The sequence below is a fragment of the Streptomyces sp. NPDC101160 genome, assembly GCF_044768205.1.
Lineage (GTDB): Bacteria > Actinomycetota > Actinomycetes > Streptomycetales > Streptomycetaceae > Streptomyces.
The window spans coordinates 813080-830839 of record NZ_JBIWPJ010000001.1 but is presented as its reverse complement, the minus strand read 5'-3'; the positions used below and the strand labels follow the sequence as shown (position 1 = coordinate 830839).

Here is a 17760-nt window from a genome sequence, read left to right as displayed (position 1 = left end):
GCGAACTACGGGGGTTTGTGTGGCTGTCGTCGGACCGGAAGAAGTCGGGAGTATTTCCTCCCTCCGCCGCAGGCTGGCCGGGGACGAGCCCTACGGTTCCGCCGGGCGCATTCGCAATCGAGCGCACGCCACCTATCAGTTCCTGGCACAGATCGGCGCGGAGCGGATTCCCGGGCGGGTGGGCGAGTTCCTCGGACCGCTGTCCGTGGAGGGCGCCGCGGCCGGCCGGGTGCTGCACGACACCGTGCTGCGCCGCCGCATCGACCAGGCACGACTGACGATGGCGCGGAGCCGGACCGTCGACTGGGACGAACTCGGGCGCCGTATCGAGCCGTTCGTCGACACCTTCGCGTACGGCGCCGCGGGAGCCTTCCCGCGCCCCGGATTCGCTCCGCTCGCGGACACCGGACTCGAAATCCTGGTGGACCCGGATTTCCGTGACCCGTGGCTGAACGAGTTCCATGAGATATTCCTCGCCGGGCTCACTCCGGACGGCACCCCCGAGCACTATGACATCGTGGGAATGACTCCGGCCGAGGCGGAAACCGCCGCCGCCGGCTGGGGAATTCTCCAGGAATACGTGCCGGAACTCGTGGAAAGCATTCGACCGCATTTCTCGCTGCTCGCCGCGGTCGACGGGGAAAGGCCGTTCTTCAGCGCGTCGACCAAGGACGTGCCCTCGGCCGTGTTCGTCTCGCGCGGCTGTCTCACGGACCCGCTGCGGGCGGCCGAGGCGCTGCTGCACGAAGGCGTGCACAGCAAGCTCTACGACATGTACGTCGGCTTCTCGATCCTCGGCGCCGGCTACGACAAGGACACCATCGCCCACGTCGAGCCGGCCTGGCACGAGGGCCGGGAGAGCTGGCCGTTCGACCGGGCACTGGCGGCCTACCACGTCTACGTACACCTCGCGGTGTTCTACTCCACGCTCGCCGCACTGCCCGACGGCAGCGCTCTGTGGCGCGACTACACCCGCGGGCAGGTCGAGGAGTCGGCCCGGTCCTGCGGGGAGCGGGCGCGGCTGCTCGGGGCCGATCTGCTGCCGCTGGGCGAGGCCCACGCCGGCGGATCCGGCGTCGCCTTCCTGCGGTGGCTGGACTCCGTACTGACCGACCACCTCAAGGCGCGGAGCGCGGCATGAACCAGGTCTACCAGCACAACCGAGTGATCACCCGGCCCGTCCCCGGCGAGCACAGCCTGCTCGTCTACACCGAGGACCAGCCCAACGTCTTCCTCCTCAACACCAAGACCTGGCTGATTTTCGCCCTGTGTGACGGAGCGACGCACCAGGAGGTCGCTGACCAGTTCGTCAGCGCCGTCGCCGCCACACAGACCAAAGACCAGGCCCTCGGCGATCTCGAAGAGGGTCTGAACCAGCTCGAGCAGAAGGGGCTCGTGCGCAGGATCAGCACCACCACCAGCACCACCGGCACCACCTGAGGCCGGGTCACGCACCCGGTACACCACAGGAAAGGAGGTGATCGTCATGAGCCGTACCCTCATCGAGGAGCTCAAGGCCGCCCTCGCCGGCGCCACGGACGCCGACCTGCTGGTCGACGCCATCGAGCCCGACGGTACCCCGCAGGTCGCGCAGTACGCCGCGATGCCTGCGCCGCAGACCCCCGAGGTCTGATGACACACGCGCACCTCGTGTGCGCGGCTTTCCTCGCACATCCCCTTCTGCTCGGGCACCAGGGGGTCTTGTGACCCCCTCGGCCCGCACGCGTCCACCGCTCACCCAGCGACCCCGATGAATGAAAGCGTGCACCGGTCATGCAGTTGAAGACGAAACGCGCCCTGCTGGTCAACCCGCCGCTGTGGAACGCGTACGCCCCCCACCTCGCCGTCCCCCTGCTCACCGCCTGCATGCGCGAACGCGGGCACCGGGTCAGCGCCTACGACCTCGGCATCGAGTCCGTGAACTGGCTCCTCGGCGCCGACGGTCTGCGCGCCATGGCCCCGCGCATCCAGCGCGACTGGGCGGGCGACGAGGAGCAGCGCCGTACCCAGGAACGCGCCCGGCTGGTCCTGGAACCGACGATCGAGCTCATCGAGGAGGCCAAGCGGGTCCTCCGGGACGAGCACGCCCTGCACGACGAGGCCCGGCACGCCCAGGCCCGGCTCGTGGTCCGCAACGCCATGTGGTGCGTCTCCGCCGCCTTCCCGGGCCACGAGTTCGACCTCGTCGCCAACGACCTGTACTACTCGGCGCGTTCGTCGCAGCAGGTCCTCGACGCCGTCGTGGACCGCGAACGCAACGTGTACCGCTGGGCGTTCGAGCACTGCATGCCGGCGGACCTGCTCGACGACCCCGACCTGGACCTCGTCGGCGTCAGCGTCTCCGCCGACACCCAGCTGATCGCCGCCCTCACCTTCGTCAAGATCCTGCGCGAACGCCGCCCCGACATCCGCGTGGTGCTCGGCGGCAACTACACCACCCGCATGATCGACCGCTGGACGGAACGCCACCCGTTCTTCGACATGGTCGACTACTTCGTGCACAGCGAGGGCGAGGACGCCCTGCCGATGCTCTTCGAGGCCGACGGCCCCGAGGCGCTCGCCAAGGTCCCCGGCCTGGTCTGGATGGACGGCGACCGGCTGCGCAAGAACCCGCCGCGCAAGGTGAAGATCGAGCAGCTGCCGGCGCCCGACTACGACGACTACCCGCTCGACAAGTACTTCGCCCCCGGCCCCATCCTGCCGGTCTTCGCCTCCCGCAGCTGCGCCTGGGAGTGCGCCTTCTGCGCGATCCCGTTCGCGTCCGGCAAGTACCGCGGCCGCAGCGCCGGCACCACCGTCGACCAGATCGAGTGGCTCGCCAAGCGGCACAACACCCGCTACTTCATGTTCGTCGACGAGATCCTCACCCTGCGCTCCCTGGGCACTGTCGCCGACGAACTGATCAAGCGCGGGACCGACATCAACTGGTACGGCGAGACCCGCTTCGCCCGCGGCCTCGACGAGGACCTCGCCGAGCGGCTCTACGCGTCCGGCTGCCGCCGGATGAACTTCGGCCTGGAGTCGCACGTCCAGCGGGTCCTCGACCTGATGAAGAAGGACACCGAGGTCGGCGCGATCGACACGACAGTCGAGGCGATGCTCAAGGCGGGCGTGCCCGTGCACCTCTTCGTCATCCACGGCTTCCCCGGGGAGACCGAGGAGGAGGCCCGGCACACCGTGGAGTTCGCGGAGAACACGATCCGCCGCGCCACAGACGAGTTCGGCGTCAAGCACTGCACCTGGGGCGGCTCCCCGTTCGTCCTCGACGCCTTCTCGCCGGTCGCCACCGACCCGGAGAAGTTCGGCGTCCGGGTCATCCTGCCGCCGGAGTCCGACGACCTCGCCCTGACCTACGACTACGAGGTCGAGCGCGGCATGGACGCCCGGGAGAGCGTGCTCTTCGGCCGCGACGTGCAGCGCCCGCTGGAGGTCTCCGCCCAGCAGTGGTTCCGCCCCGGCCGGGCCGCCGCCCTCACCGGCGTCGAGGAGTACACCTTCGTACGGGCCAGCAACGGCGCCGAGGCCGCCCAGCTGCTGCCCAACGGCGGCCGCGACGAGAACCCGCTCGCCCCCGGCGAACCGCTGGTCCTCGCCCCGCACACCGAGATCCGCCGGCTGCCGTGGACCGGCGAGGCGGGCGAGCTGGTCCGCTGGGGCCTGTACGCGGCCATCGGCGACCGGTTCGTCGAACTCCACGCCCCCGACACGGTCGACCTGGACCTGCTGCGCACCGCCACCCCGGCGGAGGCGCTCGCCGGACTCTTCGAGCGCGAAGGCGTCGTCGGCGTCACCGTCACCGGCGCCGAACTCGTCGCCCTCCTCGTCCGCTTCGGCTTCCTGGCCGGCGAGGCCGCCCACTCCGTCCACCCGGCGTCCTGGCCGGAGGCCCTGGCCTCGGCGGGCACGACGGTCTCCGAAAGCCCCGTCTTCGTCCGCGAACCCGGCGTGCACGAGGTCGAGGAGGAGACCACCATCGTGCTCAGCTCCACCGTGACCGGCCACGCCCTGCGCCTCGGCCGTCTCGGCCGGCTGCTCTGGCTGGCCTGCGAGGACGGCCTCGGCCTGGCCGGCGGCCACGACCCGCACGGCGTCTGGGAGCTGGGCCTGACCGCCGAGACCGAGCGGATCCTCGCCAAGCTGGAGATGTACGGTTTCGTTCACCGGCGCGCCCACGCTGCCGACCTGGAGCCCGCACGTTGACATCAGCGCACGACACGCACGACACGCAGGACGCGGACGCCGCCCCGGCGCCGGACCGGCCGCTCAGCGCCGAGTTCCGCAAGCTCTGGGGCGCGTTCGCCGTCTCCGGCATCGGCGACGGCATCCGCATCACCGCACTGCCCCTGTTGGCAGCCGCCCTCACCGGCGACCCGCGACAGGTGGCGCTCGTCGCCACCTTCGAACGCCTGCCCTGGCTGCTCTTCGCCCTCGTCGGCGGGGCGGTCGCCGACCGCGTGGACCGGCGCCGGCTGATGATCGGCGTCGACGCGCTGCGCTTCGCGCTCGTCGGCGGCTTCCTGGCCCTCGCGTTCAGCGACGCCCTGACGGCCGGGACGCTGTACGCCGTCGCCTTCCTGCTCGGCGTCACCGACACGTTCTACGACACGGCGTCCCAGGCGATGATCCCGTCGACCGTCGCCAAGGACTCGCTGGAACGGGCGAACAGCAGGCTCTTCGCCACCAGCGTCGTCAACCTGAGCTTCGCCGGACCGGTGCTCGGCGCGTGGCTGTTCTCCTGGGACCGCCACTCGCCCTTCCTGGTCGACGCCCTCAGCTTCCTGCTCAGCGCGGTCCTGCTGCTGCGCATCAAGCCCGGCCCGGGCGGCTTCCGCGCCGAGCCGCGTCCCGACACCGAGCCGACCGGCTGGCTCGGCCAGATCCGCGCCGGTCTCGCCTTCCTCCTCCACCACCCGGTGCTGCGCATCCTCACCCTGATGGTGGCGCTGCTCAGCCTGGCCGGCTCGATGGCCATCTCCGTCCTCGTCCTCTACGCGACCAGGACCCTCGGCCTCTCCGACACCGGCTACGGCTGGCTGATCGCCGGCTCGGCGGTCGGCAGCCTGGTCGGCAGCGGCGTCGCGAGCCGGCTCAGCGCCCGCTTCGGCTGGGGCGCCGCACTGACCGTGTCGGTCTTCGGCGCCGGCGCCTCCTTCCTCCTCGCCGGAACGGTGCGCGACCCGTTCGCCGTCGCCGCCCTCCTCGCCCTCAACGGCGCGACCGTCGTCATGTGGAACGTCCTCACCGCTGCGAAGCGCCAGGAACTCGTCCCCGACGAACTCCGCGGCAAGGCGGCCGGCGCCTACCGCCTCGCCGCCTGGGGCATCATGCCCGTCGGCTCAGCCGCCGGCGGCCTCCTCGCCGCGCACACCGACCTCTCGGTCCCCATGGTGACCGGCGGCGCGATCCTGCTCCTGGCCGGTGTGCTCTCGCTCAGGCTGGGTGCGGCGGACCGCGCGGCGCGGGCCGTCTGAGTCCTCGACCGGGTCACAGCTCCACGAGGTTCCGTCCCCCTCTGCGGAGCGGCAGGTCACCGAAGGCGGCGTCGTTGGGGCTGAGCTCCGTCGTCCGGGCGCTCTTGTACTCGTTGATCAGGATGGAGCGGTGCCGCGTCGTGAGGTTGGTGCTGGCGCGGTGTGCGGTCAGACAGTGCAGGAAGAGGACGGAGCCCGGGCGGGCCGGCACCGCGACGGCCTCGTCGTCGTCGGGCGCCGGCCGATCGTGGCGATGGCTGCCCGGCCAGACCAGGGTGGCACCGGACTCGGCGTCCATGTCGTCGAGGTAGATGAGCGCGGTGACCAGTTCCGGCAGGGTGTGCCGGTCGGTGTCGAGGTCGCGGTGCCAGCCTTCCTCGGCCCGCAGCCCGGAGGGGCGCAGCCGGGCGAATCCCATGTGGAAGTTGATGTCGGGCCCCAGGAGCTCGCCGACGACGTCCAGGACGCGCCGGTCGTGGACGAGGGCGTACCAGTCGTCCCCGGCGAGTGGGGTGTTGACGATCTTCCAGACGGCGTACGGGTTGTACGGGTCGAGTCGCGGCAGGGGACTCTCCGAAGCGGCGTGGACGTACAGCCGGGGATGCCGCCGGGAGGACGGCGGGTCGATGAGGGCGGATAGCATCCGCTTCATCCGCGCGACCTCGTCCGCCGAGAAGAGGTCGAGGACCAGGTATCCGTCGCGCTCGAACGCGTCGAGATGGTTCACTGCGGGGCTCCTCAGGTGCCGGTGCTGCAGTAGCGGGTGAGACCGCGTCGCCACAGCAGGACCGCGGGGATCATGAGCAGGGGGCCGGCGAGGGGGAACGCCCACACGAGAGGCGAGTCCGTCTTGCCGAGGATGTAGAGGCACGGGTAGTAGCCGACGAAGGCGAAGGGGAGGACCGTGGAGAACACGGCGACGACCCACTTCGGGTAGAAGCTCATCGGCAGTTGGGCGAAACTGTCGAACCGCCAGATCAGCGTGGAAAGCATGGCGTCCTGCCGCAGCCAGAACGACAGCGAGGTGACGGCCAGGTGCACGGCGGCGAAGACGAGCGCCGCGCCGAGGAGGGCGACGGGGATGAACAGCAGGACCTGTGCGGTGAGTTCGGTGCCGCTGACCTGGAGTGCCGCTCCCATCATGCCGAGGCCGATCACGATCTCGATCCAGACGTCCGTGTCGACCTTGGAGAAGAGGATGAGGACCAGCGGGCTGGCGGGGCGGACGAGGTAGTGGTCGAGTTCGCCGCTGCGGACCATGTCGGGGATGTCCAGGGTGCCGAAGAAGACGGTGTTCCACAGGGCGCGGGCCACGGTCGTGAAGCCGGTGAGCACGGCCCACTGGGCGAGCGTCCAGCCGTGGATCGCCCCGGTGGTCGAGAGCGCCAGCATGAACACGGCGGCGCCGGAGACCGCCTGGACGAGGGCCCCCAGGTTGGCGAGCACCACCTCACCCGGGTGCACCAGATGACTGCGGAAGTTCATCCGGGTCGCGAAGAAGGCGACGTCCAGGGACTTCTTCAACTCGGCGAGCCGCTCAGCCACCGGCGATCACCAGCTTTCGCAGGGCGCGCCAGGTGCACAGCGCGCTGGCGGCGGTCAGCAGCACGGCCCAGACGAGCCCGATGGCGATGACGCGTGCGTCGACGAACGGGTCCTTCACCAGGGTGCCGAGGGGGGTGTAGAAGCCGTGCACGAACGGGGTCCACACGACGAGATCGCGCAGCGGGGCCGGATAGAGGGAGATCGGCATCATCGACCCTCCCAGCAGGAGCAGCAGCGCTTCGCGCACCTCGTTGAGACCCTCGACACGGCGGATGAAGAAGGCCGAGAGTCCGATCATGTAGCTGAGGTTGAAGAGGACGACGAAGGCGATGGCGCTCGTCAGCGCGAGCCGGAGGGCGTAGCCGGCATCGAGGTCGAAGGGGAGCAGGAGCGCGCCGCCGACCAGCGCCGCGGGCAGGCCCACCAGCGCGGTGATGCCCACGGACCGGCCGAGGGCGGCGGAGAACCACTGGCTGAAGAAGCCCATCGGCATGAGCAGTTCCGTGACGATCCGGCCGTCCCTGATCTTCGCCTCGAGCTGACGGGCAAGGCCGAGGTTGGGCAGGCACAGCACCCAGATGGTGCCCGCCGCGGCGTAGACCATGGTCTGACGCAGGCTCAGCCAGCCGGCCGCGACGGCGTCGCCGGCACCCGAGTACACGGCCGTCCACAGTGCGGCCTGGAGGCCGATCAGCAGCAGCGCGCCCACCCCTTGGGAGAAGGCCCTGGTCCGATAGTGGAAGGAGAGCCTGATCTGCATGCGGGCCACGGCCAGATGGGGGCGGAGGGAGTGGCGCGTCCGCTCCATCAGCCGGCCCTCCCGTACAGGTTCTTGATGAGCTGTTCCAGGGTCGGCGCCTCGAGCTGGACGTCATCGACGAGCGGATCGGAGAAGAGCGCGGAGAGGATCTCCGGGGGCAGCTCGCCCTGGGCGTACTCGAAGGCGGTGACGGTCCTCGCGGGAGCTCCCACCGGGACGAGACCGGGCGTGGAAGGCAGCGTGTGGCCTTCGGCATGGTGGACGACCAGGCGGCGGGTGCGACCGCCGAGCCCGCGCAGTTCGGCGATCTTGCCGTCGTGGACGAGCCGACCCGCGTCGATCATGACGATGCGGTCGCAGACGGCCTCCACGTCCCGCAGGTCGTGGCTGGCCATCAGGATGGTGGGCGCGCTCGTTTCGCGCAGGTCCCTGAGGAGGCCGCAGATCGCCTCGCGCGCGAAGATGTCGAGCCCGATCGTGGGTTCGTCCAGGAGCAGCAGTTTCGGCGAGTGGAGCAGGGTCCCGACGAGCTCCGCGCGGGTTCTGTTCCCGAGGGACAGCTCGCGTACGGGGGTGTCCAGGTGCTTGCCGATGTCGAGCCGGGCCACCAACTCCTCGCTGCGACGCCGGAACAGGGCCGGTTCGATCCCGTAGACGCGCCGAATGAGCTCGTACGAGTCCTTGACGGGCAGGTCCCACCAGAGGCTGGCGCGCTGGGCTGCCAGATATCCGAGGTCGGCGGAGAGCGCGCGGCGCTCACCGTGCGGGTCCCGGCCGTCGACGGTGACCCGGCCCGCCGTCGGGGTCAGGATGCCCGCGACCAGCTTCATCGTCGTGGACTTGCCCGCGCCGTTGAGTCCGATGTAGCCGACGGACTCGCCCGGTTCGATCCGCAGGTCGATGCCGCGCAGCGCCTCGACCTCACTGCGTTCGCGGCGGACGAGCCGGGTCAGCTTCGAACCCGTCTCCGGGCGGCGCCGTACCTGATAGGAGCGCCGTACGGCGTCCAGTTGAACTCTCATGATCGCTGTCCCGGGGTGGGGTTGATGCCCAGACGGTCGATGGCCGCCACTTCCGCGGGGTCGAGCGGGTGGCCGGTGTCCAGGTTCTCGGTCAGGTGGGTGCGGGAGACGGACTTGACGACGACCGGAACGTCGTGGGCCCGGTGCCAGCGCAGCAGGACCTGCCGCACCGTGCACCCGTGGCTGTCGGCGATCGCCCGCAGCACCGGGTGGGACAGGTCGTTCTCGCTGTAGGGGCTGTGGGCCTGGATCGCGATGCCGCGCTCCGCATGGTGCGGGGCGACGTCCGCGTCGTAGTAGTGGGGGCCGAAGGCGATCTGGTTCACCGCGGGGACCACGCCGGACGCCTTGATCAGCTCGTCCACCTGCTCCGGGAGGAAGTTGCTCACGCCGATGGCGCCGACCAGCCCCTCCTCCCGTGCCTCGATGAATCGCTCCCAGATCCGCAGCGATCCCGCCGCGTCCAGCGGGGCATGGATCAGCCACAGGTCGATCCGGTCCACGCCGAGGAGGTCGAGGCTGCTGCGGAGCACCTCTCGTTCGCGGCCCGCGTCCTCCTCCGGGAACTTGGTGACGATCACGAGCTCGCGGGGGTCGACCCCGCTGCCGCGGATGCCCGCGCCGACGGCCGCCTCGTTGCGGTAGGCGGCGGCCGTGTCGATCAGCCGGTAGCCGAGCTCGATGGCGTCGCGGACGCCGCGCTCGGCGGCCTCGCCCCACATCTGCCAGGTGCCGAGCCCCACGGCGGGCAGCTCGAACGGCAGGTCGTGCCCGCTCAACGGCCACCGCCTTCCCTGTCCTGCGCGAAGGCCGCGCCGACGGCGGCGAGCACGTCGTGCGCGTCGGTGTCGCCGGCCAGCTCGAAGTACCGCAGGGCGAAGTCCAGGTTGGAACGGTTGATGAAGTTGCTGGTGACGGCGATCGAGCCGGTGACGTTGTGCACCTCGTGGGCCCAACCGCTCGGCGTGACGACGAGGTCGCCGGGCTGCTGCACGAACTCGCGGGGAGCGCGGTCATAGGTGTCCCTCGCGCATCCGGGCGGGAGCAGCCGCCATTCCTCGGCCTGCTCCGGCGGGTGGAAGGTCCACCGTTTCGTGCCGGCACAGAGCAGGTTCCAGGCGGCGCTCGCCATCACGTCGACGTGCAGGGGCGAGCTGGTGCCCGCGGAGCCGATCATCAGCCAGCTCCAGTCCGGGCGCGCGTCGGCCTCCAGGGCCAGCAGCCAGTTGAGGCGCCGTACCTCCTTCGGTACGAGGCCCGGCAGCGCCGGGTCGAACCGCGACAGCGACTGGTGGCGCAGGTACAGGCCCCGCGGGCGGGCGTCCCGCATGTCGTCGAGGACCTCCCCGAGGGACACCGTCACCGGTCGGCGGTCCCGGTCCTCGGCCTCGACCCGGCGGTCGGCGTGGGCCCGCAGGTTCTCCTCGCTCAGCGCGGCGAAGACCGGCCAGTGGCGGCCGGCTCCCCGCAACAGGGCCGGTTCGGCGCCGCACAGGAGCTCCGGGAGGTCGGTGTCGACGGCCTCGGCGGATGCCTCAGGCGTAGAAGGGATCGACACGCGCGACCTCCATCCGCTGGCGGCTCCAGTCGTCCCGGTGTCCGTCCAGGGCCTCGCTCCCGTACTCCTGCTCGATGTCGACACGGGCGCGCAGCGCCTGCTGGAGGTTCTCCCGTTCCGACATGCACCTCGCCCGCTTGGCCGTTACCTTCTCGCGTACCGCGTCCGCGGAGTCCGACCGTCGGAAGGGGGCCTCCGGCACCGTCACGGTGCACAGCGGCGCCGCCCAGCAGGTGGTGCAGGATCCGGCCTGGACGGAGTCGCGGAACATGGCGAGCTGCTCGACCCCGGCCACCGGATCGACCCCCCGGTCGGTGTGGCCGACCACGAAGTCCGGGGACTGGTACTCGTAGGAGGAGTAGAGCGTACCGTCGGAGCCGAGGACCAAGTACTCGTTCCCGGGGATGAGTTGCATACCGAGCAGATGCCCGAGGCGGGCACCGCCGTCGCGTTCCGGCTGGTTCAGCACCCGGTGGAACGCGCGGTGCAGGAAGCCGTGGCTGAAGGCGAAGTGGTACCGCCCCGACTGCTCGCGCTCCCGGTACGACTGGTGGTGGGAGCGGACGAAGAGGTCCCACACCCGGCGCTGTTCGGCGAACATCCGCTCGAAGTCCGCGTAGGACTGCTCACCGCCCGGCAGGATCAGGTCGAAGTCCCATGCCAGGGCGCGGTGGGCGGTGGGCCACTCGGAGAAGTACCGGTAGAGGGCGGCCGCGTCGAGCGGCGCCGACAGGACGCAGATGAGCGCGACCCGCGAGGAGAAGTACTCGGGCCAGTTCTCGGCGAGCCAGTCGGTGCGCTCGCGCACCCGGTCGTGCGTGCCCTTGCCCCGCCGGTCGACGCGGTAGCGGTCGTGGTTGGGGCCGTCGATCGAGATGTTGAGATAGATGTCGTGCTCGACGAGGAAGTCGACGATCTTCGGGGTCAGCAGCATGCCGTTGGAATTCACCTGGAGAACGAGGTTCTCCAGACGGGCTCCCACCTCGCGCTTGCGCTCCTCCAGAGCCAGCACGGCCTTCTTCAGCTCGTCGAACGCGAGGAGCGGTTCCCCGCCGAAGAAGTACACGGCCCGGGGGGCGGAGTCCAGCTTCTCCTCGCCGGTCACGAACAGGTCGATGGCGGCCCGCACCATGTCCGCCTGCGGTGACGCGGTCTGGTGGGGGCGGGTGTCGGCGTACGCGCCGCCGTAGTAGCAGTACGTGCAGCGGATGTTGCACTGCTCGGTGGGGTTGAGCATCAGGACGCGGACGCGCGGGGTGTCCACCCGCGCGTCGGCGGGGAGTTCCGGGAACCGCCAGCCGGGCTCCTCGAACGGCATGACCAGGGACGCCAGACGACTGATCGTCGCGGCAGGCACCGCCGACCAGTCCGCCGCCTGGAGCACCTCCGCCTCGTCCTGGCCGATGGCGTGGACGCGGCCGGTGACCGGGGTGTAGAGGTGGTGGGTCTGCTCGCCGCGGTCGCCCCGCCACGCCTTGTAGATCCAGGTGCGGCCCTCGTGGACGCGGAGGGTGACATCGCGTTCCCCCGCGTTGACGCCGGTGACGGTCGCGCCGAGGGCCCGCACGTCGGGCCGGTCGTGCTCCGCTATCAGCTGCCGCTGCCAGCCGTGCAGGGAGCGGATGCCCGTACCGTCGGACACCTCCCCGCCAGGTGCGGTCGTGTCCGCCGTCGTGCCCGTGCTCATTCGGTCGTCTCCCGTTCCCGAGGGTGTTCGAGCAGTGCCCGCAGGCATGTCATGACCAGAGCCGAGACCGTCGCGCTGGTGGCCCGGTTCTCCCCGTCGTCCTGGAGTGCCTCGACGATGTCCACCGCCACCACCCGCCGAGTCCGGCAGACGTGCTCGACCGCGGCGAGGAGTTCCCGCAGCCGGTAGCCGCCGGCCTCCGGATGCCCGGTGGCCGGGAAGTCCGCCGGCTCGATGACGTCCAGGTCGATCGACAGGTACGTCGGCCGGTCGTACCGGTCCGTCGCGCTCGCCTCCGGCTCGTACGGGTAGGCGCAGCGCAGGGCCTCCGGCAGCGGACCGCAGTCGGCGGGCAGGTACGTCCGCACGCCGTACAGCTCCGCGTCCGAGATCGTGCCGGTCTGGAACAGGTGGCCGAGGAAGTCCGCATGGGTGATGTCGGTGGCGTCCGGCATCGGCCGGGCGCTGAAGTCGCAGTGCGCGTCGAAGCAGAGGAACCGCAGAGGGCCGTGCACGGCCGCCGCACCGGTGGCTGCCGGCGCGGAGAGGCTGTGGTCACCGCCGATGAAGACGGGGATCGTGCCCGCGCCGGCGAGCTGCTCCGAGAGGCGGGTGAGGGTCTTGTAGTAGGTGCCGCGGCCGATCCGCGGATCGATCGGCACCGAGCCCAGATCGCCCACGTCGAAGACTCTTCGGCCGGACAGCACCGGACCGCGGGTCACCGGGTCGATCACCCCGCCCAGCGCACCGTCCTCGGCGACGGACCAGCCGTGGGTGGGGCTGAGCTTGCGGAAGATCTCCGGGCCGTGGCGCTGGCCAGGTACTCCCGGCACGCCGGCGTCGAAGGGCAGTCCCAGGACGACGGCGTCGGCGGTCAGTTCCCCGGCGAGCACGACGCCCAGGTCGGCGGAGGGCAGGCCGAGCGCGCCCAGGCCCGGACGGATCGGGGCGGTCACCGGTCACGCTCGCTGTCCCGGCGGGCGGCGTCGGCGCCGGAGACGGTGACCAGCCGGCATCGCAGCAGAGCCGCGACCAGTGCGGACACGGACGCCACGGGCGCCCCGGCCTGCGCGGCCAGTTGGGCGACGGTGAGCCGGCGGGCCCGGACGAGCGCCTCGATCGCCGGGTGGTGCCCCACGGGCAGGGCGAAGTCCTGGTCGGCGGCGGTGACGACGACATGCTCCCCTTCCACGCGGACCGCGGGAGCCAGGACGGGCACCAGCTCCACCACGTCCTCCCCGGCCGGGTGGGCCCCGCTCACGTCCCAGGGCAGGCTCGCGAGGTCGCGCCCGCCGGAGGCACGGCGCTCCGCGCCGAAGAAGTCCTCCAGGGGCATGTTCTTCGCCTCGGCCAGGAACGCCTCGATGATCCTTTCCTGCTGGGCCCGTTGTGCCTCGGGCGATGCCGCGCGGTCGAGGCTCTCGCGGATCTCCGGCCGGGACAGCGCCTGACGGGCGGCCCAACGCAGCCAGTCGTAGCCGGTGCGGCGGGTGAACGCGAAGGTGAGGTGCAGGCTGGTCTCACCGCCCCCGCGGACGGTGTGCCACCAGCCCCGTGGCACGTGGATCACGTCCCCGGGCGTCAGGGTCTTCTCGAACAGGACGGTGTCGGGGCAGTTCACCGGATCGCTGTCGCCGTATTCGGGCAGCGGGAACTCCTCGGACGGCCCGTGGACCTTCCAGTGCTTGCTGCCGAGGAGCTGGACGACGAACGTGTCGACCTCGTCGAAGTGGCTGTCGAAGGCCTGCGCGTCGTCGAAGGTGACGAACAGGTTGCACGCCGCGGTCTCACCGGTGATGCGCATGATGTCGTCGGTCGCGGCCCGGACACCGGGATGGATGCGGTCCAGGGAGTCGATGATCAGCGTGGTGCCGGCCCGCATGAGCGCGAACACCCGCGGCAGATCGAAGACCCGGTGTCCGTCCAGGGAGACCGTGTACTGGTGCTCGGGCAGCCGCTTTCCCTCGGCGCACAGAAAGAAGTCGGCCGGCACGGCGGAGCCCCGCGAAAGGATCTCGTTCAGTCCAGCCCAGGAGAAGCAGTCCTCCAGGAGCGCGGGGTCCAGGTGTCGAAACACCACTTCATTACTGACCTGATGCGTCGAGAAATCCGGGCCGAGTTCCCCCGACAGGGCGCGGCCGAACCGCGAGGAAAGTGTCGTCATATTCCCTGAATCACCCTCATGCCGCTATGAAATGCCGGTGGAGCGATTCCGTGCGCACCGAACCGCGAGGCCCGGTGCGCACGGAATCCAGTAACTCGGAGCTAACCTACTGCGCCGTCCCGGCTACTTCGCCGAATCGGCGAACAGCTTCGCGAAGTCCGGAACGCTCGGACGCGCGTGGGTCTTGGCGAAGGTCGCGCGGGCCCGGTCGGCCACCGGGGAAACCCGGACCTCGACCTCGGGGAATTCGGTGTCCGCGGCGCGGTCATTGGAAGAACTTGCCATGGTTTACCTCCGTAGGTAGATGCCGTTGGCACTTCCCTTCGAGGCTATGGCACGAAAAGGCCGTGATCAAGGGACCGGAATCCGAGGGGTGGAACATGGACTTCCATTTGCCGGATTCCGCGAGAATGCGCACCATGAATGGGCCGACTTTGGCTGGTTACCTCTCAGGTTTGGCTGATCGACGGCTAGGCGCCGTGAGGGCTTTCGGTCATCGCGGGGTCGCTTGCGTTCGCTTTCTTCACAACTGAAAGGCCGTCCACCGGGGTGCGGAGGAACGGAATCCGACGGGGCGGGCGCCCCCGGCGCGGCTAGCGGAGGGCGTCGCGCAGCACCTCCTCCGCCTCTTCGAGGCGGTCGCGCAGCACGGCGGCGGCCCGGACGCGGTTGCGGGCGTACGACTCGAGGGACGGGGTGACCGGGCCCAGTCCCTCGACGACCGTGTTGAGCGGGTAGACGGTGCAGCCCAGGTACGCGGCCGTCAGCCGGACCACGCTCACCAACTCCGCGACCGGCACGGCCGGATGGAGGTCGTGGTAGACGGCGACGAGCCGGCCGAGGCCGGCGGGCCAGTCGGACTGGGCGAGCACGGTGCGCGGGTCGAGGGCGAGCCGGCCCAGCTCCCAGATCGGGCCGCGCAGGCTAGGCGGGGCGAAGTCGACGACGGCGGCGACGCGTTCGCCGCGCAGCAGCACATTCGGGCCCGACAGATCGCCGTGCACCAGCTGCGCGAGCATCCGCTCCGGCACCCGCTCCAGGAGCCGCTCCGTCGCCGGGAGCCCGGCCAGCCGCTCGCGGGCCGTCTCCAGCGCCCATCGCTCGAACTCGGTACGGGGCGGCTCCGCCTCGTACCGCCGTACGAGCTCCGAGAGGCGGGCCCGGCCGCGCACCGGGTCGACGGCCCGGTCCCGGCCGGACGGACGCGGCGGGCCGAAGGGATGGCGGGCGAGTCCGCGGTGCAGCCGCCCGATCGCCTCGCCGACGGCCTCCCAGGCCCGTCCGGTGAGCCGCGCGTCGGCGGTCACCGCGCCGGCGACGTACTCCGTCACCGAGACCGTCGCCCCGCCCCAGGAGGCGACGAGGCGGTCGCCGGCGAGCGTGGCACGCGCGCGGGCCACCGGTACCCGGCACAGCCGGGCGTACTCGCTCAGCCGGGCGGCGCTCTCCGCCCGTTCGGGATCCGCGTCGGTGGGACAGGTCTTGACGAACCAGCGCCGGGAGTCGGGCGTGGTCGCGAGGTAGTTACGGGTCGCGGTGCCGGACGGACCCTCCTCGACCGACTCGGGCACCAGGCCGAACTCGGCGGCGAGCAGCAGTGCCACCCGCTCGATGGCGGACGAGGAGGGGGAAGGGGACGGGGGAGGGGAAGGTGCGGAGGAAGAGGGCACGGACGTCATCACAGCACCTGCCCCTCACCCAGGACCAGACCGTCCCCGGACCGCGGCAGCGCCGCCGGGTGCGGCCCGCTTCCCTCCGGCGTCAGTCCACGGAGTCCCTCTCCGGCGTCCCGTCGCCCACGGTGCCCGGAGGTGAGACGCGGTCGGCGGCCTGGTCGTCGGTGTGGTCAGCCCCCTGCGGGTCGATCGTGGCCGCCCAGCGTTCCGCCCAGCGGGCGAGGGGGTTCAGGGCCCGGCGCGCCTCCTGTCCCAGCGGGGTGAGCTCGTAGCGGCTGTCCGGTAGTTGGTGAATCACCTGGGCATCCAGCAATTCGGTCAGGCGCTGCCGCATCACGCTGGAGGACATGTCGTCGCACCGCTTCTGCAAGGGGCGGAATCCCAGCGGACCCGCGCGAAGCTCCCACAGGATGCGCAGACTCCATCGCCGCCCGAACAGATCGAGTGCGGCCATGAGGGGGCGGCCGGTGGTCGAGCCGCGAACAGGGGTGCCAGGCCTGGGTGTTGCCATGTCGGGATGTCCAGCTCTCCGATGTTGATGCTTCGAATACCGACACGCTAGCATCGGCGACCGCTTCGGAAATCGAAACGAAGGAGGCTGTTGTGGACCGGCCCGGTGCCATGTCCGAGGTAGTGGTCGTCGACGCGTGTCAGCGAGACGGCGCGGGTGGCAGCCCGACCGCCGTTCTGGATGACGCCCCCTTCACCGACGAGGAGCGACGCCGCATTCCCGCGGAGTGGGGAGCATCGCACGCCGTCTTCCTCCGTGCGACCGGAACCGAGCGTCGTCGGCCCGCGCACACACTGCGGTTCTTCACCGCCCAGGGCGAGCTGCCCGCCTGCGGACACGGCACCGTCGCCGCCCTCGCAGTGCTCGCCGAACGGGAAGGCGGCGACCACGACTACCGCGCCGTCCTGCGTACGGCCCACCGCAGCTTCGACGGTCGGGCAAGCCGGAACGGTGCCGTCCTGACGGCGTCGTTCGACCCGGGCCCGGTCAGCCTGCGTAGCGCCGGTGGACCCGAACTGAGGGCAGTCGCAAGCGGCCTCGGACTGACGCAGGACGCGGTCGCCGGCGACGCCTGCGTGGCGTCGAACGGGCGGCCGAGACTTCTGCTGCCCCTCCGATCCCGCGCCGCGCTGGCCGAACTCACGCCGGATCCGGCCCTGTTACGCGCGGCCTGTGACCGCTACGGCCTGCTGGGCTGCTACGCCTACTCGCCCCCGGACCGGCACGGCCGAGCGGCAGCCCGGATGTTCGCCCCGTCGATCGGCGTCCCCGAGGACATCGCCAACGCCAACAGCACGGCCTGCCTGGCAGCGTATGCCGCCGGGTTCGGCACACACCGCCTCGCCGTCGACATGGGTGACCACCTCGGCAGCCCGTCCACCATCACAGCGACCGTCCACCGCGACCGCACGGGACACCGGATCCGAGTCGGCGGCCAGGCAGCGATCGTACGCAGGGTCACGCGATGAGGCATGGATCCGCGCACGCTCCGAGCGAACTTCCGAGCATCGATTCCGAACACAGGAGGTAACCGTGGCCAAGGGCTACTGGGTCAGCGTCTACCGCACCATCGCCGACCCCGAGAGGCTTGCCGCCTACAACAAGCTGGCCGGTCCAGCCGTCAGGGCCGCGGGCGGGCGGACGCTCGCCCGCGGCGGCCGGGTCGTCGCGCACGACGCCGGAATCGCCGAGCGCACCGTCCTGGTCGAGTTCGACAGCTTCGAACAGGCGGTGGCCGCACGCGCGAGTGAGGCCTACCAGGAGGCACTGGCCGCACTTGCCGACGGCGTCGAGCGCGACTTCCGCATCGTCGAAGGCCTCGACTGACGACCGACGCCGCGTCAGGGAGGCGGCATCGGCGGTGAGG

General features: G+C 70.9%; 19 protein-coding genes. 7 read left to right on the top strand and 12 right to left on the bottom strand.

Annotated features, from left to right (window positions below):
- Positions 1-19: 19 nt before the first annotated feature.
- From ACIRSU_RS03675 to ACIRSU_RS03655, 5 genes are all read left to right on the top strand, one after another.
- Positions 20-1141, top strand: coding sequence for an aKG-HExxH-type peptide beta-hydroxylase (locus ACIRSU_RS03675; protein ID WP_403788816.1), 1122 nt, complete (start codon positions 20-22; stop codon positions 1139-1141).
- Entirely contained in the window at positions 1138-1440 is a 303-nt protein-coding gene (locus ACIRSU_RS03670; RefSeq protein WP_403788814.1) for a hypothetical protein, read from the top strand. The genes ACIRSU_RS03675 and ACIRSU_RS03670 overlap by 4 nt, the downstream gene beginning before the upstream one ends.
- Positions 1441-1486: 46 nt before the next feature.
- Complete coding sequence (locus ACIRSU_RS03665; protein WP_389213290.1) at positions 1487-1633, top strand: hypothetical protein; 147 nt, start codon at positions 1487-1489, stop codon at positions 1631-1633.
- A gap of 140 nt (positions 1634-1773) precedes the next feature.
- Entirely contained in the window at positions 1774-4200 is a 2427-nt protein-coding gene (locus ACIRSU_RS03660) for a B12-binding domain-containing radical SAM protein (RefSeq protein WP_403788812.1), read from the top strand.
- On the top strand, positions 4197-5471 hold the full coding sequence (locus tag ACIRSU_RS03655) for an MFS transporter (RefSeq protein WP_403788810.1): 1275 nt from the start codon (positions 4197-4199) through the stop codon (positions 5469-5471). The genes ACIRSU_RS03660 and ACIRSU_RS03655 overlap by 4 nt, the downstream gene beginning before the upstream one ends.
- 13 nt (positions 5472-5484) lie before the next feature.
- On the opposite strand, the gene ACIRSU_RS03650 is transcribed toward ACIRSU_RS03655, so the two are convergent.
- The 12 genes from ACIRSU_RS03650 to ACIRSU_RS03595 all read right to left on the bottom strand — a co-directional run bounded on the left by ACIRSU_RS03650 (position 5485) and on the right by ACIRSU_RS03595 (position 16337).
- Positions 5485-6198, bottom strand: a complete 714-nt coding sequence (locus ACIRSU_RS03650) for a phytanoyl-CoA dioxygenase family protein (protein WP_403788808.1) — start codon at positions 6196-6198, stop codon at positions 5485-5487.
- Positions 6199-6209: 11 nt separating this feature from the next.
- Entirely contained in the window at positions 6210-7016 is an 807-nt protein-coding gene (locus ACIRSU_RS03645; RefSeq protein WP_403788806.1) for an ABC transporter permease, read from the bottom strand.
- The gene (locus tag ACIRSU_RS03640; RefSeq protein WP_403788804.1) at positions 7009-7824 is read right to left on the bottom strand and encodes an ABC transporter permease; all 816 of its coding nucleotides are present in this window, start codon (positions 7822-7824) and stop codon (positions 7009-7011) included. The genes ACIRSU_RS03645 and ACIRSU_RS03640 overlap by 8 nt, the downstream gene beginning before the upstream one ends.
- A complete protein-coding gene (locus ACIRSU_RS03635; protein ID WP_403788802.1) occupies positions 7824-8798 on the bottom strand; it encodes an ATP-binding cassette domain-containing protein in 975 nt (324 codons plus the stop codon). Before ACIRSU_RS03635 ends, ACIRSU_RS03640 begins: the two co-directional genes overlap by 1 nt.
- On the bottom strand, positions 8795-9577 hold the full coding sequence (locus ACIRSU_RS03630; RefSeq protein WP_403788800.1) for an aldo/keto reductase: 783 nt from the start codon (positions 9575-9577) through the stop codon (positions 8795-8797). The genes ACIRSU_RS03635 and ACIRSU_RS03630 overlap by 4 nt, the downstream gene beginning before the upstream one ends.
- Positions 9574-10356, bottom strand: coding sequence for a cupin-like domain-containing protein (locus ACIRSU_RS03625; protein WP_403788798.1), 783 nt, complete (start codon positions 10354-10356; stop codon positions 9574-9576). The genes ACIRSU_RS03630 and ACIRSU_RS03625 overlap by 4 nt, the downstream gene beginning before the upstream one ends.
- Complete coding sequence (locus ACIRSU_RS03620) at positions 10334-12043, bottom strand: radical SAM protein (protein WP_403788796.1); 1710 nt, start codon at positions 12041-12043, stop codon at positions 10334-10336. The genes ACIRSU_RS03625 and ACIRSU_RS03620 overlap by 23 nt, the downstream gene beginning before the upstream one ends.
- Complete coding sequence (locus ACIRSU_RS03615; protein WP_403788794.1) at positions 12040-12999, bottom strand: arginase family protein; 960 nt, start codon at positions 12997-12999, stop codon at positions 12040-12042. The genes ACIRSU_RS03620 and ACIRSU_RS03615 overlap by 4 nt, the downstream gene beginning before the upstream one ends.
- Positions 12996-14123 (bottom strand): JmjC domain-containing protein, encoded by a 1128-nt coding sequence (locus ACIRSU_RS03610; protein ID WP_403788792.1) that lies wholly within the window; start codon positions 14121-14123, stop codon positions 12996-12998. The genes ACIRSU_RS03615 and ACIRSU_RS03610 overlap by 4 nt, the downstream gene beginning before the upstream one ends.
- Positions 14124-14330: 207 nt before the next feature.
- Positions 14331-14492 (bottom strand): hypothetical protein, encoded by a 162-nt coding sequence (locus ACIRSU_RS03605; protein ID WP_403788790.1) that lies wholly within the window; start codon positions 14490-14492, stop codon positions 14331-14333.
- A 308-nt stretch (positions 14493-14800) separates the two neighbouring features.
- Positions 14801-15811 (bottom strand): phosphotransferase enzyme family protein, encoded by a 1011-nt coding sequence (locus tag ACIRSU_RS03600; RefSeq protein ID WP_403788788.1) that lies wholly within the window; start codon positions 15809-15811, stop codon positions 14801-14803.
- A 157-nt stretch (positions 15812-15968) separates the two neighbouring features.
- Positions 15969-16337, bottom strand: a complete 369-nt coding sequence (locus tag ACIRSU_RS03595; RefSeq protein ID WP_403788786.1) for a winged helix-turn-helix transcriptional regulator — start codon at positions 16335-16337, stop codon at positions 15969-15971.
- A gap of 47 nt (positions 16338-16384) precedes the next feature.
- Between ACIRSU_RS03595 and ACIRSU_RS03590 the strand changes: the two genes are divergently transcribed.
- Positions 16385-17362, top strand: a complete 978-nt coding sequence (locus ACIRSU_RS03590) for a PhzF family phenazine biosynthesis protein (RefSeq protein ID WP_403788784.1) — start codon at positions 16385-16387, stop codon at positions 17360-17362.
- Positions 17363-17426: 64 nt separating this feature from the next.
- A complete protein-coding gene (locus tag ACIRSU_RS03585) occupies positions 17427-17720 on the top strand; it encodes a DUF1330 domain-containing protein (protein ID WP_403788782.1) in 294 nt (97 codons plus the stop codon).
- Positions 17721-17760: the final 40 nt, after the last annotated feature.

Excerpts from the sequence above, each read along its gene's own strand:
- ACIRSU_RS03670 (WP_403788814.1), top strand. The coding sequence starts at position 1,138 with ATGAACCAGGTCTACCAGCACAACCGAGTGATCACCCGGCCCGTCCCC.
- ACIRSU_RS03665 (WP_389213290.1), top strand. The coding sequence starts at position 1,487 with ATGAGCCGTACCCTCATCGAGGAGCTCAAGGCCGCCCTCGCCGGCGCC.
- ACIRSU_RS03660 (WP_403788812.1), top strand. The coding sequence starts at position 1,774 with ATGCAGTTGAAGACGAAACGCGCCCTGCTGGTCAACCCGCCGCTGTGG.
- ACIRSU_RS03640 (WP_403788804.1), bottom strand. The coding sequence starts at position 7,824 with ATGGAGCGGACGCGCCACTCCCTCCGCCCCCATCTGGCCGTGGCCCGC.
- ACIRSU_RS03635 (WP_403788802.1), bottom strand. The coding sequence starts at position 8,798 with ATGAGAGTTCAACTGGACGCCGTACGGCGCTCCTATCAGGTACGGCGC.
- ACIRSU_RS03620 (WP_403788796.1), bottom strand. The coding sequence starts at position 12,043 with ATGAGCACGGGCACGACGGCGGACACGACCGCACCTGGCGGGGAGGTG.
- ACIRSU_RS03605 (WP_403788790.1), bottom strand. The coding sequence starts at position 14,492 with ATGGCAAGTTCTTCCAATGACCGCGCCGCGGACACCGAATTCCCCGAG.
- ACIRSU_RS03595 (WP_403788786.1), bottom strand. The coding sequence starts at position 16,337 with ATGGCCGCACTCGATCTGTTCGGGCGGCGATGGAGTCTGCGCATCCTG.